The 18,921-nt window shown below is 63.0% G+C and carries 15 protein-coding genes; 9 read left to right on the top strand and 6 right to left on the bottom strand.

Features of this window, described 5'->3' with window-relative positions:
* The 4 genes from iolE to tpiA all read left to right on the top strand — a co-directional run bounded on the left by iolE (position 1) and on the right by tpiA (position 4,163).
* Positions 1 to 915: an IolE/MocC family protein gene (iolE, locus tag ACYVHK_RS04210; RefSeq protein ID WP_460527923.1), complete on the top strand. Its 915-nt coding sequence runs from the start codon at positions 1 to 3 to the stop codon at positions 913 to 915.
* Positions 912 to 1,715, top strand: coding sequence for a 5-deoxy-glucuronate isomerase (gene iolB / locus ACYVHK_RS04205; protein ID WP_460527921.1), 804 nt, complete (start codon positions 912 to 914; stop codon positions 1,713 to 1,715). The genes iolE and iolB overlap by 4 nt, the downstream gene beginning before the upstream one ends.
* Positions 1,716 to 1,821: 106 nt before the next feature.
* Positions 1,822 to 3,315: a CoA-acylating methylmalonate-semialdehyde dehydrogenase gene (locus tag ACYVHK_RS04200; RefSeq protein ID WP_460527919.1), complete on the top strand. Its 1,494-nt coding sequence runs from the start codon at positions 1,822 to 1,824 to the stop codon at positions 3,313 to 3,315.
* Between the two features lie 92 nt (positions 3,316 to 3,407).
* Positions 3,408 to 4,163 carry a triose-phosphate isomerase family protein gene (gene tpiA, locus ACYVHK_RS04195; RefSeq protein WP_460527917.1) on the top strand — a complete coding sequence of 252 codons (756 nt, stop codon included), beginning with the start codon at positions 3,408 to 3,410 and terminating at the stop codon, positions 4,161 to 4,163.
* Positions 4,164 to 4,234: 71 nt separating this feature from the next.
* Here tpiA and ACYVHK_RS04190 read toward each other — a convergent pair whose 3' ends face one another.
* Complete coding sequence (locus ACYVHK_RS04190; protein ID WP_460527915.1) at positions 4,235 to 5,845, bottom strand: methyl-accepting chemotaxis protein; 1,611 nt, start codon at positions 5,843 to 5,845, stop codon at positions 4,235 to 4,237.
* 869 nt (positions 5,846 to 6,714) lie between these two features.
* On the opposite strand from ACYVHK_RS04190, the gene ACYVHK_RS04185 reads away from it, so the two are divergent.
* The 4 genes from ACYVHK_RS04185 (at position 6,715) to ACYVHK_RS04170 (ending at position 11,153) form a co-directional block, all read left to right on the top strand.
* Positions 6,715 to 6,852 carry a hypothetical protein gene (locus tag ACYVHK_RS04185; RefSeq protein ID WP_460527913.1) on the top strand — a complete coding sequence of 46 codons (138 nt, stop codon included), beginning with the start codon at positions 6,715 to 6,717 and terminating at the stop codon, positions 6,850 to 6,852.
* Positions 6,853 to 6,957: 105 nt separating this feature from the next.
* A complete protein-coding gene (fusA, locus tag ACYVHK_RS04180; protein WP_460527911.1) occupies positions 6,958 to 8,985 on the top strand; it encodes an elongation factor G in 2,028 nt (675 codons plus the stop codon).
* A gap of 177 nt (positions 8,986 to 9,162) precedes the next feature.
* The gene (locus ACYVHK_RS04175; RefSeq protein ID WP_460527909.1) at positions 9,163 to 9,861 is read left to right on the top strand and encodes a c-type cytochrome; all 699 of its coding nucleotides are present in this window, start codon (positions 9,163 to 9,165) and stop codon (positions 9,859 to 9,861) included.
* Positions 9,858 to 11,153 carry a cytochrome c gene (locus ACYVHK_RS04170; RefSeq protein WP_460527907.1) on the top strand — a complete coding sequence of 432 codons (1,296 nt, stop codon included), beginning with the start codon at positions 9,858 to 9,860 and terminating at the stop codon, positions 11,151 to 11,153. The genes ACYVHK_RS04175 and ACYVHK_RS04170 overlap by 4 nt, the downstream gene beginning before the upstream one ends.
* A 15-nt stretch (positions 11,154 to 11,168) precedes the next feature.
* On the opposite strand, the gene ccoG is transcribed toward ACYVHK_RS04170, so the two are convergent.
* On the bottom strand, positions 11,169 to 12,611 hold the full coding sequence (gene ccoG / locus ACYVHK_RS04165; RefSeq protein ID WP_460527905.1) for a CcoG/RdxA/FixG family protein: 1,443 nt from the start codon (positions 12,609 to 12,611) through the stop codon (positions 11,169 to 11,171).
* A 120-nt stretch (positions 12,612 to 12,731) separates the two neighbouring features.
* Here ccoG and ACYVHK_RS04160 point away from each other — a divergent pair, with 120 nt between their 5' ends.
* Entirely contained in the window at positions 12,732 to 14,147 is a 1,416-nt protein-coding gene (locus tag ACYVHK_RS04160) for an aminotransferase-like domain-containing protein (RefSeq protein ID WP_460527903.1), read from the top strand.
* Here ACYVHK_RS04160 and ACYVHK_RS04155 read toward each other — a convergent pair.
* From ACYVHK_RS04155 to ACYVHK_RS04140, 4 genes are all read right to left on the bottom strand, one after another.
* Positions 14,144 to 14,794 carry a transcriptional regulator gene (locus ACYVHK_RS04155; RefSeq protein WP_460527901.1) on the bottom strand — a complete coding sequence of 217 codons (651 nt, stop codon included), beginning with the start codon at positions 14,792 to 14,794 and terminating at the stop codon, positions 14,144 to 14,146. The two genes, ACYVHK_RS04160 and ACYVHK_RS04155, sit on opposite strands and share 4 nt — an antisense overlap.
* 10 nt (positions 14,795 to 14,804) lie before the next feature.
* On the bottom strand, positions 14,805 to 16,166 hold the full coding sequence (locus ACYVHK_RS04150) for a cache domain-containing protein (protein WP_460527899.1): 1,362 nt from the start codon (positions 16,164 to 16,166) through the stop codon (positions 14,805 to 14,807).
* A gap of 74 nt (positions 16,167 to 16,240) precedes the next feature.
* On the bottom strand, positions 16,241 to 16,969 hold the full coding sequence (locus tag ACYVHK_RS04145; RefSeq protein WP_460527897.1) for an ABC transporter ATP-binding protein: 729 nt from the start codon (positions 16,967 to 16,969) through the stop codon (positions 16,241 to 16,243).
* Entirely contained in the window at positions 16,966 to 18,921 is a 1,956-nt protein-coding gene (locus ACYVHK_RS04140; RefSeq protein WP_460527895.1) for a branched-chain amino acid ABC transporter ATP-binding protein/permease, read from the bottom strand. The genes ACYVHK_RS04145 and ACYVHK_RS04140 overlap by 4 nt, the downstream gene beginning before the upstream one ends.

Below are 18,921 nucleotides of genomic sequence, written 5' to 3'. Positions count from 1 at the left end.
ATGCAATTCGACGTGAAGATCGGCATCAACCCGATATCCTGGAGCAACGACGACCTCCCTTCCCTGGGGGGCGAGATCCCGCTCGACACGGCCCTGCGCGAGGGCAGGCAGATCGGCTACCAGGGTTTCGAGCTCGGCAACAAGTTTCCCAAGGCACCCGCTGCGCTCAAGGCCAAGCTGGCCGAGTACGACATGGCCTGCGTTTCGGGCTGGTACTCGGGCCGCCTGGCCAGTGGCACGGTAGCCGACGAGATCGAGCAGGTCCGCGAGCACATGGAAAAGCTGGTCTACAACGGCGCAACCGTCATGGTCTACGGCGAAGTGGCCGACGCTATCCAGGGCTTGCCTCAACCCTTGTTCAAGCGACCACAGTTCCGTAGCGAAGCCGACTGGCTAGCCTACGGCGAGCGCTTGAACGCCTTTGGCCGCCACTTGCAGTCGAACGGCATCACGCTCGCCTATCACCATCATATGGGTGCCTATGTAGAGTCCCCCGCCGACATTGATCGGCTGATGGCCGTCACCGGGCCGGAAGTGGGCCTGCTGTTCGACACCGGCCATGCCACGTTTGGTGGCGGTGATGCGCTGGCCCTGCTGCAAAAGCACCTGTCGCGGGTCGTGCATGTGCACTGCAAGGATGTCCGGCCCCATGTGGTCAAGCTGGCACGCAACCGGCAATGGACCTTCCTGCAATCGGTGATCAACGGCGCCTTCACCGTCCCCGGCGATGGCAGCATCGACTTCCCGGCGCTATTGCAGTTGCTGGCAAGGCACGGTTATCGCGGCTGGCTGGTCGTGGAGGCCGAGCAGGACCCTGCGGTTGCCCCCAGCTATGAATATGCCGACAAGGGCTACCGTCATCTCGCCCAGATTGTTGAATCCATCCGCCGCGATGCCTATCGGGAGGCTGCATGAGCCCGCTCCTGAACAAGGCCAGGCCACGCGGCCGGGAGATCGTGAAGGTCACCCCGGCCTCGGCCGGCTGGCAGCATGTCGGCTTCGAAGCCTACCGGCTCAAGGCCGGGGAATCGCTGAGCTGGGAAGATGATGGCCGCGAATGTTGCGCCGTGGTACTGAGCGGCCGGATCGATGCCGAGATTCCCGGCCAGCGCTGGGCCGATATAGGCAAGCGCGAGAGCGTCTTTGAAGATATCGGCCCTTACGCCATCTATGTACCCAACGGCATCACCCTCAGTATCACCGCGCTGAGCGATGTGGAAGTCGCACTGTGTTCCGCTCCCGGCCTGGCCCACTACCCGCCCCGCCTGATCGAACCCAACAAGCAGCGCCGCAGCGTCCGTGGCGTGGGCAGCAATACCCGCTATGTCTACGACATCCTGCCGCAGACCGACCCGGCGGATTCCCTGCTGGTGGTGGAGGTACGTACCCCTGCCAGCCACTCCTCCAGCTACCCGCCACACAAGCACGATCAGGACGCCCTTCCCGAAGAGAGCAATCTCGAGGAGACCTACTACCACCGCATCAAACCATCGCAAGGCTTTGCCTACCAGCGCGTCTATACCGACGATCGCAGCCTGGACGAAGCCATGGCGGTCGAGGATCACGATGTGGTGCAGGTCCCGCGTGGCTACCACCCTGTCACCATGCCGCATGGCTACGAGGGCTACTACCTGAACGTGATGGCCGGCCCCAAGCGGGCCTGGCATTTCAAGAACGATCCGGCCCACGACTGGCTGATGGGCAAGCCGGCCTGAGCCAGGCAGACACCTCCCCGCGCAGCGCTTTTTCCAGCCCCGGATGGAGGCTGCAGGGCGGCTTGCGCCCAAATCACGATGATCCAGCCAGACGAGGACAAGCACCATGCAACGGATTCCCCACTATATCGCCGGCCAACTTGCTGCCGGCAGCAGTACCCGCAGCAGCCCGGTCTACAACCCCGCTCTCGGTGAACAGATTGCAGAGGTGGCCCTGGCCGATCCTGCGGACATCCAGGCCGCCGTTGCGGCAGCCAAAGCGGCTTTCCCGGCCTGGGCCGATACCCCGCCCCTGCGCCGGGCCAGGGTGCTGTTCAAATTCAAGGAACTGCTGGAAGCGCGCCGTAGCGAGCTGGCAGCCATCATTAGCCGTGAACATGGCAAGGTACTGTCCGACGCGGACGGTGAGATCACCCGCGGCCTGGAGGTCGTGGAGTTCGCCTGCGGCATTCCCCATCTGCTCAAGGGCGAATACACCGACCAGGTGGGGCGTGGCGTGGACGCCTATTCGCTACGCCAGCCACTCGGTGTGGTAGCAGGTATCACGCCGTTCAACTTCCCCACCATGGTGCCGATGTGGATGTTCCCGGTCGCCATCGCCTGCGGCAACACCTTCGTGCTCAAGCCCAGCGAACGCGATCCATCGGCTGCGCTGTTCCTCGCCCGGCTACTCACTGAGGCCGGCTTGCCGGATGGTGTATTCAACGTACTGCAGGGCGACAAGCTGGCGGTCGATGGCCTGCTGAGCCACCCGGACATACAGGCGATCAGCTTTGTCGGATCCACCCCCATCGCCAGCTATATCTACGAGACCGGCGCTCGCCACGGCAAGCGCGTACAGGCACTGGGTGGTGCCAAGAACCACATGGTGGTCATGCCGGATGCCGATCTGGAGCAAGCCGTCGATGCCTTGATGGGAGCCGCTTACGGTTCGGCAGGCGAGCGTTGCATGGCGATCTCGGTTGCCGTCGCAGTAGGCAATGTCGCTGATGTGCTGGTCGAGAAACTGCAAGCGCGCATCGCCACACTGAAGGTGGGCCGGGGGACCGACCCGAGCGCAGAGATGGGGCCACTGGTGACCCGTCAGCACCTCGACAAGGTAACGGGATATATCGATACCGGCGTCAGCGAGGGTGCCCGCCTGGTGGTCGATGGCCGGGGCAGGAAACCGGTCGGCTGCGAAACCGGTTTCTTCCTCGGCGCCAGCCTGTTCGATCACGTCACCCCGGAGATGACGATCTACCGGGAGGAAATCTTCGGCCCGGTACTAAGTGTGGTCAGGGTGGCTGACTTTGAGACGGCAGTCGGCCTGATCAACGCCCATGAGTTCGGCAATGGCGTCGCCATCTTCACCCGCGATGGCGATGCCGCCCGAGAGTTCAGCCATCGTATCCAGGTCGGCATGGTGGGGATCAACGTGCCGATTCCGGTTCCCATGGCCTTCCATAGTTTTGGCGGCTGGAAACAATCCCTGTTCGGCGATCACCATATGCATGGCCCTGAAGGCGTACGTTTCTATACTCGTATGAAGGCGATCACCAGCCGCTGGCCGACCGGCATACGCTCAGGCGCCGAGTTCACCATGCCAACGCTGGGTTAAACGGGTTTGGGGGTCAGTCACCGTTCCGTGACGACTGCACTGGGGGCGCTACGGCGCCCCGTTTTTTCCGATAACAATAATGAGGAGCAACAATGGGCCGCAAACTATTGGTAGGTAACTGGAAAATGAATGGCTCCCTGGCGCTGGCGGAGCAGATGGCCGCCAGGCTCATCCCGCTAAGCAGTGCCAAGGTGGGGCTGTGGCTATGTCCCAGCGCCTTGCATGGTGCACAGCTGGCCAGGCTACTGGCCGACAGCCCGCTCGGCTGGGGAGTGCAGGATGTATCGGCACATACCGCCGGCGCTCATACCGGCGATATCTCTGCCGTCATGGCGCAAGAACTGGGTGCGATCTGCGCAATCATCGGCCATTCGGAACGTCGGACCGGCCATGCGGAGCGCGACGAGCTGGTTGCTGCCAAAGCGCTAGCCTGCCTGCAGGCCGGGCTTACACCGGTGATCTGCGTGGGCGAGAGCGCGGCCGAGCGCGCCGCCGGCAAGACCGATGCCGTACTGGCACAACAATTGGCGCCCATCCTGGCGCAGATTGCCAGCGATCAGTTGCCCCGCCTGATCGTGGCTTACGAGCCGATATGGGCCATCGGCAGCGGCAAGGCTGCAGGCGCGGCCGAGATCATTGCCGCCCATGCGAGCATACGTCGCCTGTTTGAGGAACAAGCTGCAGGATTGGGCGCAGAAATCAGCGTGCTGTATGGCGGTAGCCTATGCGCCAGCAATGCCATCGATCTGTTCAGCCTGGAAGGCGTTGATGGCGGGCTGGCCGGTGGCGCCTCGCTCAAGCCCGACGAATTTGCCGAGATTTACCAACTGGCGCTGCAACACCTCTGACCCATCAAAAAACCCCGCACCTGGCGGGGTTTTTTGATGGTGTACGGCGCGACTCGCCGATGGTGAAGCGCTTACAAGCGGAAGCGGCTGACCGAAGCACGCAGTTCCTGCGCCAATCGTTCCAGTGCCAGCACATTCTTGTTGGCCTCTTGCACCGAGGTCGCGGATTCTTCCACCATGTGGGCAATACGCTCCACATTGGCCGCCACGCTGCTGCTGGCCAGGCTCTGCTCGGCGGTTGCATTGGCCACGTCACGTACCTTGTCGAGTGTCGCTGCCGCACCCTGGTTGATCTCGCGCAGCGCCGCTGCCGCCTCACCGGCCAGGCTCACACCACGCGCAACCTTCGGCGTGACTGCCTGCATGCTGTCCACCACCGAGCCGGTATCGTTCTGGATAGCCTGGATCATGGTCGTGATCTGGCCGGTTGCCTGGGTGGTGCGCTCCGCCAGCTTGCGTACTTCATCCGCCACCACCGCAAAACCACGGCCCTGCTCGCCGGCACGCGCTGCTTCAATCGCAGCATTGAGTGCCAGCAGATTGGTCTGGTCGGCAATCTCCTTGATCACGCTGGCAATGCCGTCGATCTCACGCGAGCGCTCGACCAGCCCGCCGATCAAGCCCGATGCCTCGGCGATCTGGCTGGAAACGCGTTCGATTTCCTCCGCCGCCTGGTTGACCAGGCCCTCGCCACGGCTGGCCAGCTCGCTCGAGCGAGCCGAGTTCTGTTCGGTCTCGCGGGCGCTGCCGGAGATATGATCCACGCTGACCGACATTTCCTCGATCGCGGCAGCCGTCGCCGAGGTCGCATCCGCCGATTGGCGCGACGCCTGATTGATGTGCTCCATCTGGCTGGACAAGCCCTTGGCGGCCTGCCCCAGGCTACCGGAACCCGTCTGTATGCCTTCGATCATCTCGCGCAAGCTCTGCTGCATGCTGGCTACCGCCCCAAGCAGGCTGTCACGTTCGACCTTGCCGGTCACCTGGCGGCTCAGATCCCCACCGGCAATCGCCTGGGCGACCTCGGCCGCATAGTCCGGCTCGCCCCCCAGACGACGGTAGATGGTGCGGGACATCGCGAAGGCAAGGCCGATGACCACAGCCAGCACCACGCCACCAATCAACAGGAAGTTCAGGGCGAAACGCCAGTAGGCCTTGTCGATGTCATCCACGAACACGCCAAAGCCTATGATCCAGTCCCATCCCTGGATACGTGCCACGCCGTTGATCTTGGGCACTTCCACGTCGCCCCCCGGGCGCTTGGAGACAATGTCGGTGAAACCGAAGTCCCCCTTGCTCAGCACATCGAGATAAGCCTGCATGGTGGTACGGCCATCGGGCAGCTTGGAGCCCTGGTCGACCTTGCCCTGCTTGCGAGCATCCGGGTGCACCAGCACCAGGGCACCCATGGTGCGGGCAAAGATATAGTCGTCGCCATCATGCAGGCCACGCAAGGCCTCGATGGCTTTGGCCTGTGCCTCGTCCTTGCTCAACTTGCCGGATTGTTCGAGCGACTGGTAATAAGCAACCTGCTTGCTCGCCAGACTTAGAATCGTTTTGATCTGGGTACGCCTATCCTCAAGCATGGTGGAACGCAGGGTACTGAGCGAGAAGCCCGCGATCAGCACAAGGCCGACGATGGCACTGCCAACGATCAGGCCAAGACGGGTGGAGAGTTTCATGTTGTCGTCCTTGGGAGAGTTTTCTTTCCGGGCTCTTTGATTTGAGCAGTGTCCCGGCACTATTTATTATAAACCGCTAATGTACTATGCCCCTGTCCTGTAAAGATTATTTAATCAAACAGGATCAGGTATTGATTACCCAACAAGCTGGCGAAGCACAGAAAAACGCACGGGCAACCCGGCAATCACCCATCCTGGCCTCATAGGGTCTTTTGGACCGGAAACGACCGGGCACGCTAAGCCTGTAAAATCAAACCATTAACTGAACCCGGATTTGCCTGGAGCGGGATGAAACCTGACACTTCTTGATAGGCCATCCGCAAAGGAAGCACCGTATCAATTCAATCGCCGGCTTATCGAACTTTAATCGCCAGGGGTGTGGATAAATCATTCCTCCTGGATCGGCGTATTTGGCGTGACCTGGTTCTTTTTCAAGCAATTGCTTGAATTGACCCGTGCCGCTTCAAATTGCACAGGGCATGTCCCTTACTTGCGCCATTTCCACTTGAAACGCGAATGAGCGTCCGCATTTGAGTAGGAGGACCCGATGGGAGGTACGCAGCAATCCCGCCATCTATCGGCAAAATAGAATTACTATTGCAATAGGCAACACCATAGAGTAGATTGATTCAGATCAAACGGATATTGACCATGACCACACGCCACTGCACCGCTACGCTGTTCCGCACTGCCTTCTCGGCGGCCGGTGCACGCACGCCTTACGGGTGCCGCGTGTTGTTGGCTATCCTGACATAACGCCTTCTTGAGCACGCTCGGGAGGCATAGCAGCCTACCCGGGTCGACAGATACCCGAACCCCGGTAGGCCTAGCCTTCCGGGGTTTTGTTTTTCCACCAGCAGGAGTTTGCAATGCGTACCTACGACAAGCTGATCGACGTAATTCGTGCCGGCCAAGGGATGGAGGGCTTGCGCTCGTCCTTTGGCACGAATCCGGCGGCCGGCGTACGCCTTGCGTCCGTCACCGCCCCGCTGCAAGACACGGACTAGCCTTCCTGCGCCCACACCAGGAAGGCCCTGCAGGCGCCGTACCGGGAAACCATCAGGACCCGGTCGGCGCGACAGCCCTCCGGGCTTCTTATTGGTGAATGAAAAATGGAAAACAGACATGTACGTAATATCGGCATCATTGCTCACGTAGACGCGGGCAAGACCACCACGACCGAACGCATCCTCTTCTATACCGGCGAGAACCATCGCCTGGGCGAGGTGCATGACGGTGCGGCGACAATGGACTTTGATCCCCAGGAACAGGCACGCGGCATCACCATCAACAGCGCAGCCACCACCGTGTTCTGGAAAGGTACGCAGATCAATCTGATCGATACGCCAGGCCACATCGATTTCAATATCGAAGTGAACCGTTCCCTGCGCGTACTCGACGGTGCGGTCGTGGTGTTCGATGGCGTCGCCGGCGTGGAGCCGCAGACCGAGACCAACTGGCGTCTGGCCGACAAATACCGGGTGCCACGGCTGGCCTTCGTCAACAAGCTCGACCGCACCGGCGCGGACTTCTATCGGGTCGTGGACATGATCCAGGATCGGCTCGGGGTTACGCCCCTGGTCCTGCAATTGCCCATCGGCATCGAGAACACCTTCAACGGCATGGTGGACCTGATCGAGATGGTGTCGCTCAACTGGCCTGCCGGCGATGCACCTGCCGCCTATACGCGGGGCGAGATTCCTGCCGACCTGCAGGAAGCTGCCCTGCGCTATCGCAAACGGCTGGTCGAGACGGCCGTGGAACAGGACGATGCCCTGCTGACCGCCTACCTGGATGGTCAGGAGCCATCACCCGAGGCCCTGCGCGCCGTGATCCGCCAAGGCACCATCGCGGGCGCCTTCGTGCCGGTCGTGCTGGGTGCCGCCTTCAAGAACAAGGGGGTGGAACCACTGCTGGATGCAGCCACGGCCTATCTGCCGGCACCCGGTGAAGTGGGTGTGGCCAGCGAGCACGATATCGCCGTGGATCCCCAAGGCCCGCTTGCCGCGCTGGCCTTCAAGGTGATCCATGACGATCACGGCCTGCTGACCTTCCTACGCCTGTACCGCGGCAAGCTGGCCGTGGGCGACGTGGTGCTCAACGCCAACAACGGCAAGCGCGAGCGGATCGCCCGCCTGTATGAGATGCATGCTGACCGCAAGCAGGAAAAAACGCTGGCGATCGCCGGTGACATCGTTGCGGTGGCTGGCCTCAAGTACTCCGTGACAGGCGATACGCTGAGCGATCCGGCGCATGCCCTGGTACTGGAGCGTATCGACGCCCCGGAACCGGTCATCGACGTGGCGGTGGAACCGCGCACCCAGGCCGATCAGCAGAACCTGCTCAAGGGTCTGCAGACGTTGCTGCAGGAGGATCCCAGCCTACACCTGCGACAAGACCACGACTCCGGTCAGACGGTCCTGTCCGGCATGGGCGAGTTGCAGCTTGAGGTGACGCTGGAGAAGCTGCGCAGCCGCTTCAAGGTGGATGTGAACGTCGGACAGCCGCAAGTGGCTTATCGGGAAACGATCAGCCGTGCGGTCGAAGTACGCCATGTGCACAAGAAGCAATCGGGCGGCCCCGGCCAGTTCGCCGAGGTGGTGTTGCGGGTGGAGCCGCTGGAACGTGGTGCAGGCCAGCAGTTCGAGAGCCTGGTGGTAGGTGGTGCGGTGCCGCGAGAGTTCATTCCGGGGGTCGAAGCCGGGGTGCGTAACACCGCAAAGGTCGGCGTGGTTGCAGGCTATCCGGTGGTCGACTTCAAGGTCAGCCTGGTCGATGGCGCCTACCATGAGCGGGACTCGTCACCCCTGGCGTTCGAACTGGCGACCTCGCACGCGCTGCGGCAGGCCTTTGGCCAGGCTGGCCCGGCCTTGCTTGAGCCCGTGATGGCCGTCGAAGTCATCACCCCGATGGACCATCTGGGTGACGTGATCGGCGACATCAACCGCCGCCGCGGTACGGTCCGCAAGCAGGAAATGCGGGGTAATGCTTCGGTCGTGGATGCGCATGTACCGCTGAAGGAAATGTTCGGCTACATCGGACACCTGCGCGCCATGAGCAGCGGACGCGCCAGCTTCACGATGCAGTTCGATCATTACGATGTCGTACCGGCACAGATCGCAGCAGCGATTGCCGGGTAGCAAAGCAGGATGAAAAGGCGGGCAGAACATGCCCGCCTTTTTCTTTTTCGCCATTGCCCAACCCTTAGCGGCTAATCTGATACCGGGAACTCAGCCACAACTGATACTGCTGGGCGATACACCGCCGAGGCACACTGACCGCCATCCCCGGATAGGCATAGGAACTGGAATATGGGCATGAGCCGCAAGATCAGGTATTTGCCACTGCTGGCCAGTCTGGCAGCCCTGCCCCTATGGATTGCGGCGGCACCAGCCCAGGATACCCTGGCCCAGCGCGTCAAGGCCTGCATGGCCTGCCACGGCGACCAAGGCCGCGCGACCAGTGATGGCTACTACCCACGCATCGCTGGCAAACCGGCGGGCTATCTGTACAACCAGTTGCTGCATTTTCGGGATGGCCGTCGCAGCAACCCCACCATGGCCTACATGGTGCGCAACCTGCCCGAGGCCTATCTGCGCGAGATCGCCCAGTACTTCGCCGACCAGCATCCGCCCTACCCCGCCCCACAGACCAATCATCTCGACCAAAGCACCATGAAGCGTGGCGAGCAGTTGGTACGCTCCGGCGACGCCAGCAAGCAGATACCCGCCTGCATAGCCTGCCACGGCACTGCTTTGACGGGGGTGCAGCCCGCCGTACCAGGCTTGCTGGGCCTACCCAGGGATTATCTCTACGCCCAGTTCAATAACTGGAAGAACGGCCAGCGCCACGCGACCTTGCCGGACTGCATGGGACAGATTGCCCAGCGACTGAGCCAGGACGACCTGGTGATGATCTCCACCTGGCTGGCGGCCCAGACCGTCCCCGCCAACACCATGCCAGCAGACAGACCCGCAGGTCCCCTGCCACTGGCCTGCGGGAGCATGCCGCAATGACGCGAACACGACGCCATCTTGCCTGGTCCGGACTGCTGTTGGGGGCCGCCATCCTGACGATGCTTTGGCTCTGGTTACCAGGGTGGCAGGTCGAGCCCTTGGGCCGGCCCCAGCCGCCGGCGGACAGCGCGCAGATCGCCCGCGGCCGTTATCTGGCGACGGCCGGCGACTGCCTGGCTTGCCACACCGCACGGGGTGGCCAACCTTATGCCGGTGGTCGGACCATACAAACCGCCTACGGTAGCTTCGTCACCCCCAATATCACGCCCGCTACCCGGACCGGCATGGGCAACTGGAGCGCCGATGACTTCTGGCACGCCTTGCACTACGGGCGCGGCAAGGCTGGTCGCTTCCTGTACCCGGCCTTTCCCTATCCGAACTACACCAAGGTCACGCGTGAGGATGCGGATGCGCTGTTTGCCTACCTGCGCTCGATCCCTGCGGTAGAGCAAGCCAACCCGGACCACGACCTGCGCTTCCCCTATGACCAGCGCGGCCTGCTGCGCATCTGGCAGGCCCTGTACTTCCGGCCCGGCAGCTATCAACCGGCTCCGGAGCACGATACGCAATGGAACCGTGGCGCCTACCTGGTTCAGGGCCTGGGGCATTGTGGCGCCTGCCATACCAGCCGCAACCGGCTAGGCGGCAGTGATCCACGGCGGGAGCTGGCAGGCGGGCTGATCCCCATCCAGGATTGGTATGCCCCCTCGCTGACGGCACAGAATGAGGCCAATCTGCCGGCCACCGATACCGATGAACTGGTCTCCCTGCTGCATACCGGCGTTTCAAACCGCCATGCGGTATTCGGCCCGATGGCAGAGGTGGTCTACCAGAGCCTGCAGCACCTGGAGGAAACAGACGTCCGGGCCATGGCGATCTACCTGAAGTCGCTGCCGCAAAGCGACGCGCTCGCCGCATCGGACAACACCGCCTTGCCGGATCATGAACGGCTGCCGATGCTGGCACTGGGGCTGCGCCTGTATCGCGACAACTGCCTGAGCTGCCACGGCGCCCGGGGAGAAGGCGCACCACCCGCCTATCCCCCCTTGGCTGGCAATCGTTCGCTGCTGGTCAGCAATGCGGTGAACCCGGTCCGCATTGTGCTCAATGGCGGCTTTCCACCCGGCACCAAGGGCAACCCGCGTCCCTACGGGATGCCGCCCTTCGGCCCCAGCCTGAACGACAAGGAGGTTGCCGCCGTGGTGTCCTATATCCGAATCGCCTGGGGCAACCAGGGTGAGATGGTGTCACCGCTGACCGTGGAGCGATATCGGTCGGTGCCGGTGGATTAGCCCACCGGCCACCGCTCAACGCGGCCAGAGAAAGACCGCCCGCTCCCGGATGCCGAGATCGGGCTGGTCTTGCGCCGCGACCGTCAGCACGAACTTGCTGCTGCCGCCCCGAACATGCCCGACTGGTGCCCGGACCCGCAAGGTCAGCTTGCGGCTTTCCTCAGCAGCCAGCACAACCGGGTTGCCGCCATCCACCTGCACCTGCCCACCTTCCAGCTCGGCCACGTTCAGGACATAGCGATGCGGCAGTCGATCGGCGTTGTCCAGTTGCAGCACGTAGACATTCTCGATCAGGCCATCGTCCGTCTCCCGCGCCATCACGCCACGATCCCGGCTGATGCTGGCAAAGACAGGCTGCCGCACGGCGAATGCCCATCCCACGGCAGACAGTACGGCGACAAACACCAGGCCGTAGAGCACCACCCGAGGCCGCTGCAGGCGTGACCAGAACGCCGTTTCCGGATAGACCTGATCGAGCGCATTCTGGGTGGTGTACCGGATCAAGCCGCGCGGATAATCCATCTTGTCCATGATGTCGTCGCAGGCATCGATACAGGCCGCACAGCCGATGCATTCATACTGCAGGCCATCGCGGATATCGATGCCGACCGGGCAGACCTGAACGCAGACCTGGCAGTCGACACAGTCACCCAGGCCCTTCGCCTGATAATCCTCATGGCGACTACGACGACCACGCGACTCCCCGCGGGCGGCGTCGTAGCTGATGACCAGGGTATCGGCATCGAACATCGCGCTCTGGAAGCGCGCATAGGGGCACATGTATTTGCAGACCTGCTCCCGTAGCCAGCCGGCGTTGCCATAGGTGGCAAAGGCATAGAACACTATCCAGAAGGTAGTCCAACCGCCCACGGTGAGCTGCAGGGTGGAAAGTGCCAGCTCGTGCATGGGGACGAAGTAGCCGACGAAGGTGAAGCCGGTCCAGAGCGACAAGGCTATCCAGAGGCTGTGCTTGAGTGCCTTACGGCCGAACTTGTGTGGCGTGAGGGCCTGCTGGTCCAGTTTGATGCGCTTGGCCCTGTCGCCCTCCACCCAGTGTTCTATCCAGAGAAACATCTGGGTATAGACCGTCTGCGGACAGCTGTAACCACACCATAGCCGCCCACCTATGGTGGTCCACAGGAACAGGCCGAAGGCGGAGATCACCATCAGGGCCATCAGGTAGACCAGATCCTGCGGCAGCAGGATCAGGCCGAAGACATAAAACTTGCGCTGGGCCAGATCGAACAGCAAGGCCTGCCGCCCATCCACCTGCAGCCAGGGCACACCGTAGAAGAACAACTGGGTCGCGAATACGCAGAACACCCGCCAGTTGTTGAAGTAGCCACTGACCCAACGTGGATAGAGCTTCTTTTGTTTCTCATAGAGCGACGCCTGCTCGTACTCGACCGGTTCGGCCGGCAGGATGCGGATGGGGATCGCCTGCAGTTTCTTGCTCATGTGCAGCACCAGTGGGAAGGAAAGAGGATGCCTCGCAGCATGACCTCAACGCTCAATGGGTTACAGAATCAGTAGAATGATGTTTTTAGGTATCAGTTTCTTCAGACAGGGGCTTGCCGCATGAAGCGCTATGAAGCGATCGCCGAACTGATCGCCACCGACATACGTAGCGGCCAACTGGCACCTGGCACCAAGCTGCCCTCGATACGCAAGGTGATGGCGCAGCATCGTGTCAGTCCCGCCACGGCCTTCCAGGCCTACTACCGGCTGGAGGAACGCGGCCTGGTCCGGGCTCGGGAACGATCCGGCTACTATGTCGCTGGCCTCGGGGCCGCCATGCAGCCGGAACCCGACCATCGCCAGCCGCCGCGGGTATCGAGCACCGTAGATATCAGCGAACTGGTGTTCTCGGTGCTGGGTGCCGTACAGAACCGCGACATCCTGCCGCTGGGCTCCGCCTTCCCCGCCCCCACGCTGTTTCCGCTACCTCGCCTGGCCCGTTCGATCGCGTCCACCGCCCGCTTCATCGACCCCTGGGACACGGTCGCCAGCCTGCCGCCCGGCAATCCCGCACTGCGCCAGCAGATCGCCCTGCGTTATCTGGGCCAGGGCATCTCCCTGCCGGCGGAACAGATCGTCATCACCAACGGTGCGCTAGAGGCGCTCAATCTTTGTCTGACCGCGGTAGCCAAGCCTGGCGACCTGATCGCCATCGAATCGCCCGGCTTCTATGCCGCCACGCAGGCCTTGGAACGACTGGGGATGCGGGCGCTGGAAATCCCCGTCCATCCCAAGGATGGCCTGGACCTGGCCGAGCTGGCCACGGCACTGAAGAAGCATCCGGTCAAAGCCTGTTGGTTCATGACCACTTTCCAGAACCCCATGGGCGTGAGCATGGCAGAGGCGCGTAAGCAAGAGCTGGTTGCGCTGTTGGCACGGCATGAGATTCCGCTGATCGAGGATGACGTGTATGGCGAACTCTATTTCGGCCATCACCAGCCGCTGCCGGCCAAGGCTTTCGACAAGCAGGGGCTGGTCATGCATTGCAGCTCGTTTTCCAAGACGCTGGCGCCCGGTTACCGGATCGGCTGGGTGGCGCCCGGTCGGTTCGGGCAGCAGATCGAACGGCTGAAGCTCATGACCACACTCTCTGCCAGCGTGCCGGCCCAGGTGGCGATTGCGGACTATCTGCGGCACGGCGGCTACGACAAACATCTGCGCAAGCTGCGGCATGCACTGGAATCACAACGGGTCCAACTGGGGGATGCGCTGGTACGCCATTTTCCGGAGGGGATACGCGTCTCGCGTCCCGGTGGCGGTTACTTCCTGTGGGTGGAGTTTCCAGTCGGCTTCGATACGCTCAAGCTCCATGCGCTTGCGGCGGAGGCTGGTATCAGTATCGCGCCCGGCCCCATCTTCTCGGCCAGCCGCCAGTACCGGCACTGCCTGCGTCTGAACTACGGCTCACCCTGGAGCCCGGCGTTCGAAGATGGCATGAGCAGATTGGGCGGGCTGGCAAAACAACTAAGTTGCTAGATCCAGCCCTTGTCGATGGCGTACTTCACCAGCCCGGCCGGCGTATCGATATCCAGCTTGCGCCGCAGATTGAGCCGGTGGGTCTCCACTGTACGGACGCCCACATCAAGCTCCTGCGCAATACGCTTGTTGCTATGCCCCTTGGCCAGCAGCACCAGCACCTCATGCTCACGCTGGGTCAGCGTCTGCTCCACGGCCGGTTCATGGATCAGCAAGCGGGCGATGGATGCACTGTAGAAGGCACCGCCTTTGGTCACGGCGTCCACCGCGGCGATAATTTCCGGCAGGCCGGCGTCCTTCAGCACATAGCCGTGGGCACCCGCGCGCATGGCGCTGATCACGTACTCGCTGTCGTCGTGCATGGTCAGGATCACGATCTTGGTGACCGGTGAAATCTCCCGCAGGCGCGCCGTCAGGCGGATGCCGCCGAACTCCTTGTCCTTGAGGCTGATATCGACCAGCGCGACGTCCGGCCGCAAGCGCTCGGCCAGCTCGGCCCCCTCCTCGCCACTGCCTGCCTCACCGATCACCTCGAAGCCGGGAACGGAACCTAAACCACCGCGCAGGCCATCGCGGACCAAGGGATGGTCGTCCACCAGGATGATGCGGATCTTCTTGCCTTGTGGGTCTGCCGTTTCTTGACTCATGGTTGCTACCTCAGGCGAGATCGTTCAAGGGTAAGCTGGCCAGCAGCACGGTATGGCCCGGCTGCGAGACGATATGCAGCGTGCCACCTTCAAGCTCGGCCCGCTCCCGCATATTGCGCAGGCCGATGCCGGCCGGCTGGCTATAGGTTTCCACGTCCGGCGCAAAGCCGCGACCGTCGTCGGTAATGGTCAGCGCCACGCTCTTGCGGTCGCTGCTGAGCAGAACCTCCACATGCCGCGCCGCTGCATGCTTGACGATATTGGTCAGCCCTTCCTGGGCGATGCGGAACAAGGTGATGGCCGGGGTATCCGGCACCTTGTGCTGGCAACGCGAGACATCCACCTTGACCTCGATGCCGGTGTGAGCTGCGACATCGTTGGCCAGTTGGCCCAGCGCTGCCGGCAGGCCCAGGTTGTCGAGCAGGGAAGAGCGCAGGTCGTGGGAGATGCGCCTTATCTCGGCTATCGTGTCGCCCAGGCCGTTCAGGCCTTTTTCCAGCGCTGCCTGGGCGGCCTGGTTGCCGGACTCGTCTGGCAACTGGAGCTGGGCCAGCTCGATCTGGTACTTGGTGGAGACGAGCTGCTGGCTGATGCCGTCGTGCAGCTCGCGTGCGACGCGTGTTCTTTCGTCTTCTTGTGAGGTCACGACGCGGCGGGCCATGGCGGTGAGTTTGGCGTCGGCCAGGCGTTGTTCGCTCAAATTCACCGCAACGCCGAATGCGACGACGATGAGGATCGCCAGGACGGCGGTGGCGGCGAGGCTGCGCATGACGCCGTGGATGCGTTTTTCGCTTTCCTGGCTGATTTTTGCTTTGGCTTCTGCCACGTCGTCGAGGTAAATCCCGGTACCCATCATCCAGCCCCAACGCTCCAGGACAATGGCATATGCCAGTTTGTCGGTCTCCTTGCCGCTGGTGGGCTTGATCCAGAGGTAGCGCTGGAAGCCGCCGCCGGCCTGGGCGGATTCGATCAGTTTCTGGATGACGGGGAAGCCGGTCGGGTCCCGCTTGTTCCACATCTGGCGGCCTTCGAGTTCGGTCTGGCGCGGGTGGACGAGGCAGAGGCCCTGGGTGTCGTAGACGAAGAAATAGCCGTCCTGGCCGAAGTTCATGGTGCGCAGGATGGCCTTGACCTGTTCCTTGGTGGCGTCGTCGTTGCGGCCGGAAGCGTAGAGCAGGTCGATGGAGGTGCGGGCGAGGGAGACGTAGTCCTTGATCTCGGCGCGCTTGGATTCGAGCAGGCTTTCTTCGAGCACGCGCGTCTGCAGCTTGGCGAGCTCTTTTTCCTGGCTGAAGATGATGAGGGCGATGGCACCGATCACGACCAGCATGGGTAGCAGGGTCAGGAGGGCCATCTTGTACTTGATGCGCATGCCGCGGTGCCTGGACGAGTTGATGGGTTGCGCATCGCTGGCCGGCCACGGCGGGCCGGCCAGACCCGGTTTGGTCAGGTGCCGAGATAGGCCGCGACGACGGCCTTGTTCTCGCGTACTTCGTCCGCCTTGCCTTCCAGCGCGATGCTGCCGCGTTCTACCACATAGGCGTAGTCTGCGAGCGACAATGCGGTCTGGGCGAACTGTTCCACCAGCACCATGGTGACGCCTTGCTGGCGCAGGGTGCGGATGGCATCCACCACCACGTCGACCATCACCGGTGCGAGGCCCATCGAGGGTTCGTCCAGCAACAGGACTGTCGGCTCGGACATCAGCGCGCGGCCGATGGCCAGCATCTGCTGCTCACCGCCGGACAGCGTGCCGGCGGTCTGCAGGCGTCGTTCCTTGAGGCGGGGGAACAGTTCGTAGATGCGGGACAGGGCGACCGCGGCCTTTTTCTTGTAGCCGAACAGACCCGGTAGCGTGCGGTAGGCCCCCAGCAGCAGGTTGTCCTCCACCGTCAGCGGGGCGAATACCCGCCGGCCTTCCGGGCAGTGCGCCAGGCCCAGGCGCACGATGCGCGGTGCCGTCTCGGCCTGGATCTCGCGGTTGGACAGCCTCACGCTGCCGGCCGTGGGCTTGATCATGCCGGAGATGGCACGCATCAGCGTGGTCTTGCCGGCGCCGTTGGCGCCGATCAGGGTGACCAGTTGGCCTTCGTTGACCTTGATGGAAATGCCGTGCAGGACCTCGGCGCGGCCATAGCCGGCCTTCACGCCATCGAGTTGCAATGCGATGCTCATGCTGCGGCCTCCGCCAGATGATTTGCCGATGTGCCGAGATAGGCCTCGATCACCTGCGGGTTGCGGCGGACCTCGGCCGCGCTGCCTGCTGCGATCTGCTTGCCACCGTCGAGCACGATGACCCGGTCCGCCAGTTCGGCGACCACGTCCAGATGGTGTTCGATCAGGATGATGCTGATGCCGCGCGCCTTGATGGCGGTGATCACGCCCTTCAGCCTTTCGACATCGGGCTTGGACATGCCGGCGGCGGGTTCGTCGAGGATCAGTACCTCGGGCTTGGCCGCCAGGGCACGCGCGATCTCCATGAAGCGCTGGTCGCTGTAGGTCAGGTCGCTGGCCAGCACCCCGGCCTTGTCCTGCAGGCCGACCAGTTGCAGCAGCGCCTGGGCGTCCTGCATGGCCTTGCGGTCTTCCTGGTTGGCCAGGCCCATGGCCACCAGCAACCAGGGCTTGCGGTAGGCGCCCTTCATGGCGATGGCGACGTTCTCGATGGCCGTCAGGTCGGCAAAGATCTGCAGGTTCTGGAAGGTGCGGCTGATGCCGTGCTGGCTGGCCGCCAGCAGACCCTTGCCGGAGATGCGTGCCGAGCGCAGCCAGACTTCACCGGCCGTGGGCCGGTACAGGCCGGAGATGACGTTGATCAGCGAGGACTTGCCGGAGCCGTTGGGGCCGATCAGTGCCAGTGCCTCACCCTGCTGCAGCGAGAGCGTGACGCCGTCCACGGCCTTCACACCACCAAAGTGCAGCTTGGCGTCCTTTACCTCGACCACCGCGCCGCTCTGGCTATGCCGTACCGGCAGGACGTCGTCCAGCGCGGTAGGCACCGCCTGCACGGAAGCGGAGAGACGCAGCAAGCGGGCCAACTGGTGGGCGATGAAACCCATCAGGCCATCCGGCAGGCCGACCACGACGGCGAACAGCATCAGCGCGAACAGGCCCTTGCGCCAGTCTTCCAGGTTGTGTGTGAACACGCCGATCGCCAGCAGCAAGGCCATGGCCGCCACCGGTGCGGTGTTCTGGAAGGTGATCTCGCGCTTCATGACCGACTGCATGAAGTGCACCAGGGCCAGCAAGGCGCCGAGGCCGGCGATGGTCAGGAAGATCGGCTTGTTGGACAGCAGGTTGGGCAGCAGCACGACCAGGATGGCGCCAACCAGAGCGCCCCAGACCGACTTGCGGCCGCCGAGCACGGTGCCCAGCAGCAGGGTGACGCTGAGGTCGTAGCCAAAGGCCTGCGGCTGCAGGAAACCCAGGTTGAAGGCATACAGGCCGCCGGCAAAGCCGCCCAGGGCGGAGCCGAAGGCGAAGGCCAGTACCTTGTGCTTGAGGGCGCCGATGCCGAGGGCGTCGGTCGCGATCGGGCTATTGCGCAGCGCGGCGATGGCACGACCCCAGCGGCCTTCCAGCAATTGCCGGGAGGCGAACCAGAGGATGGCCAGCAAGGCCAGCGTGATCCAGTAGAAGGTGGTAGCGGTCAGCTGGATACCACCGGGCAGCGGCGGACGGTTGACCGACAGGCCCTGGGCGCCGAGGGTGATGGATTCCATCTCGTTGAGGCAGAGTACCGCCAGGGAACCGAAGGAGAGCGTCGCCAGCGCGAACTGCGGTCCTTCCAGCCGCAAGGCGGGAAACGCCAGCAAGGCGCCCAAGAGCAGGCCCACCACACCCGACGCCAGCAGCGCGGGGATGATGCCTAGCCCGGTATGGGCGACGACGAGACCCGCGACATAGGCACCGACGCCGATCATGCCGGCGTGGGCCAGGTTGACCTGGCCGAGGTAACCGACGGTTGCGTCCAGCCCGATCAGGGCGATGGCGTAAATGGTCAGGAGCGTGATCAGGCCCATGCCGTAGCCTGAGTGGCCGATAAACAGCGGCAGTATCGCCAGCACCACCAGGGCGATGATCTCTGCGATACGCGCGGCCGATTGACTGGTCATCTTCGTGGCCAT

The organism is Chitinimonas naiadis, assembly GCF_054780835.1.
The sequence above is the reverse complement of the archived record's forward strand: the minus strand, read 5'-3'. Positions and strand labels throughout refer to the sequence as shown.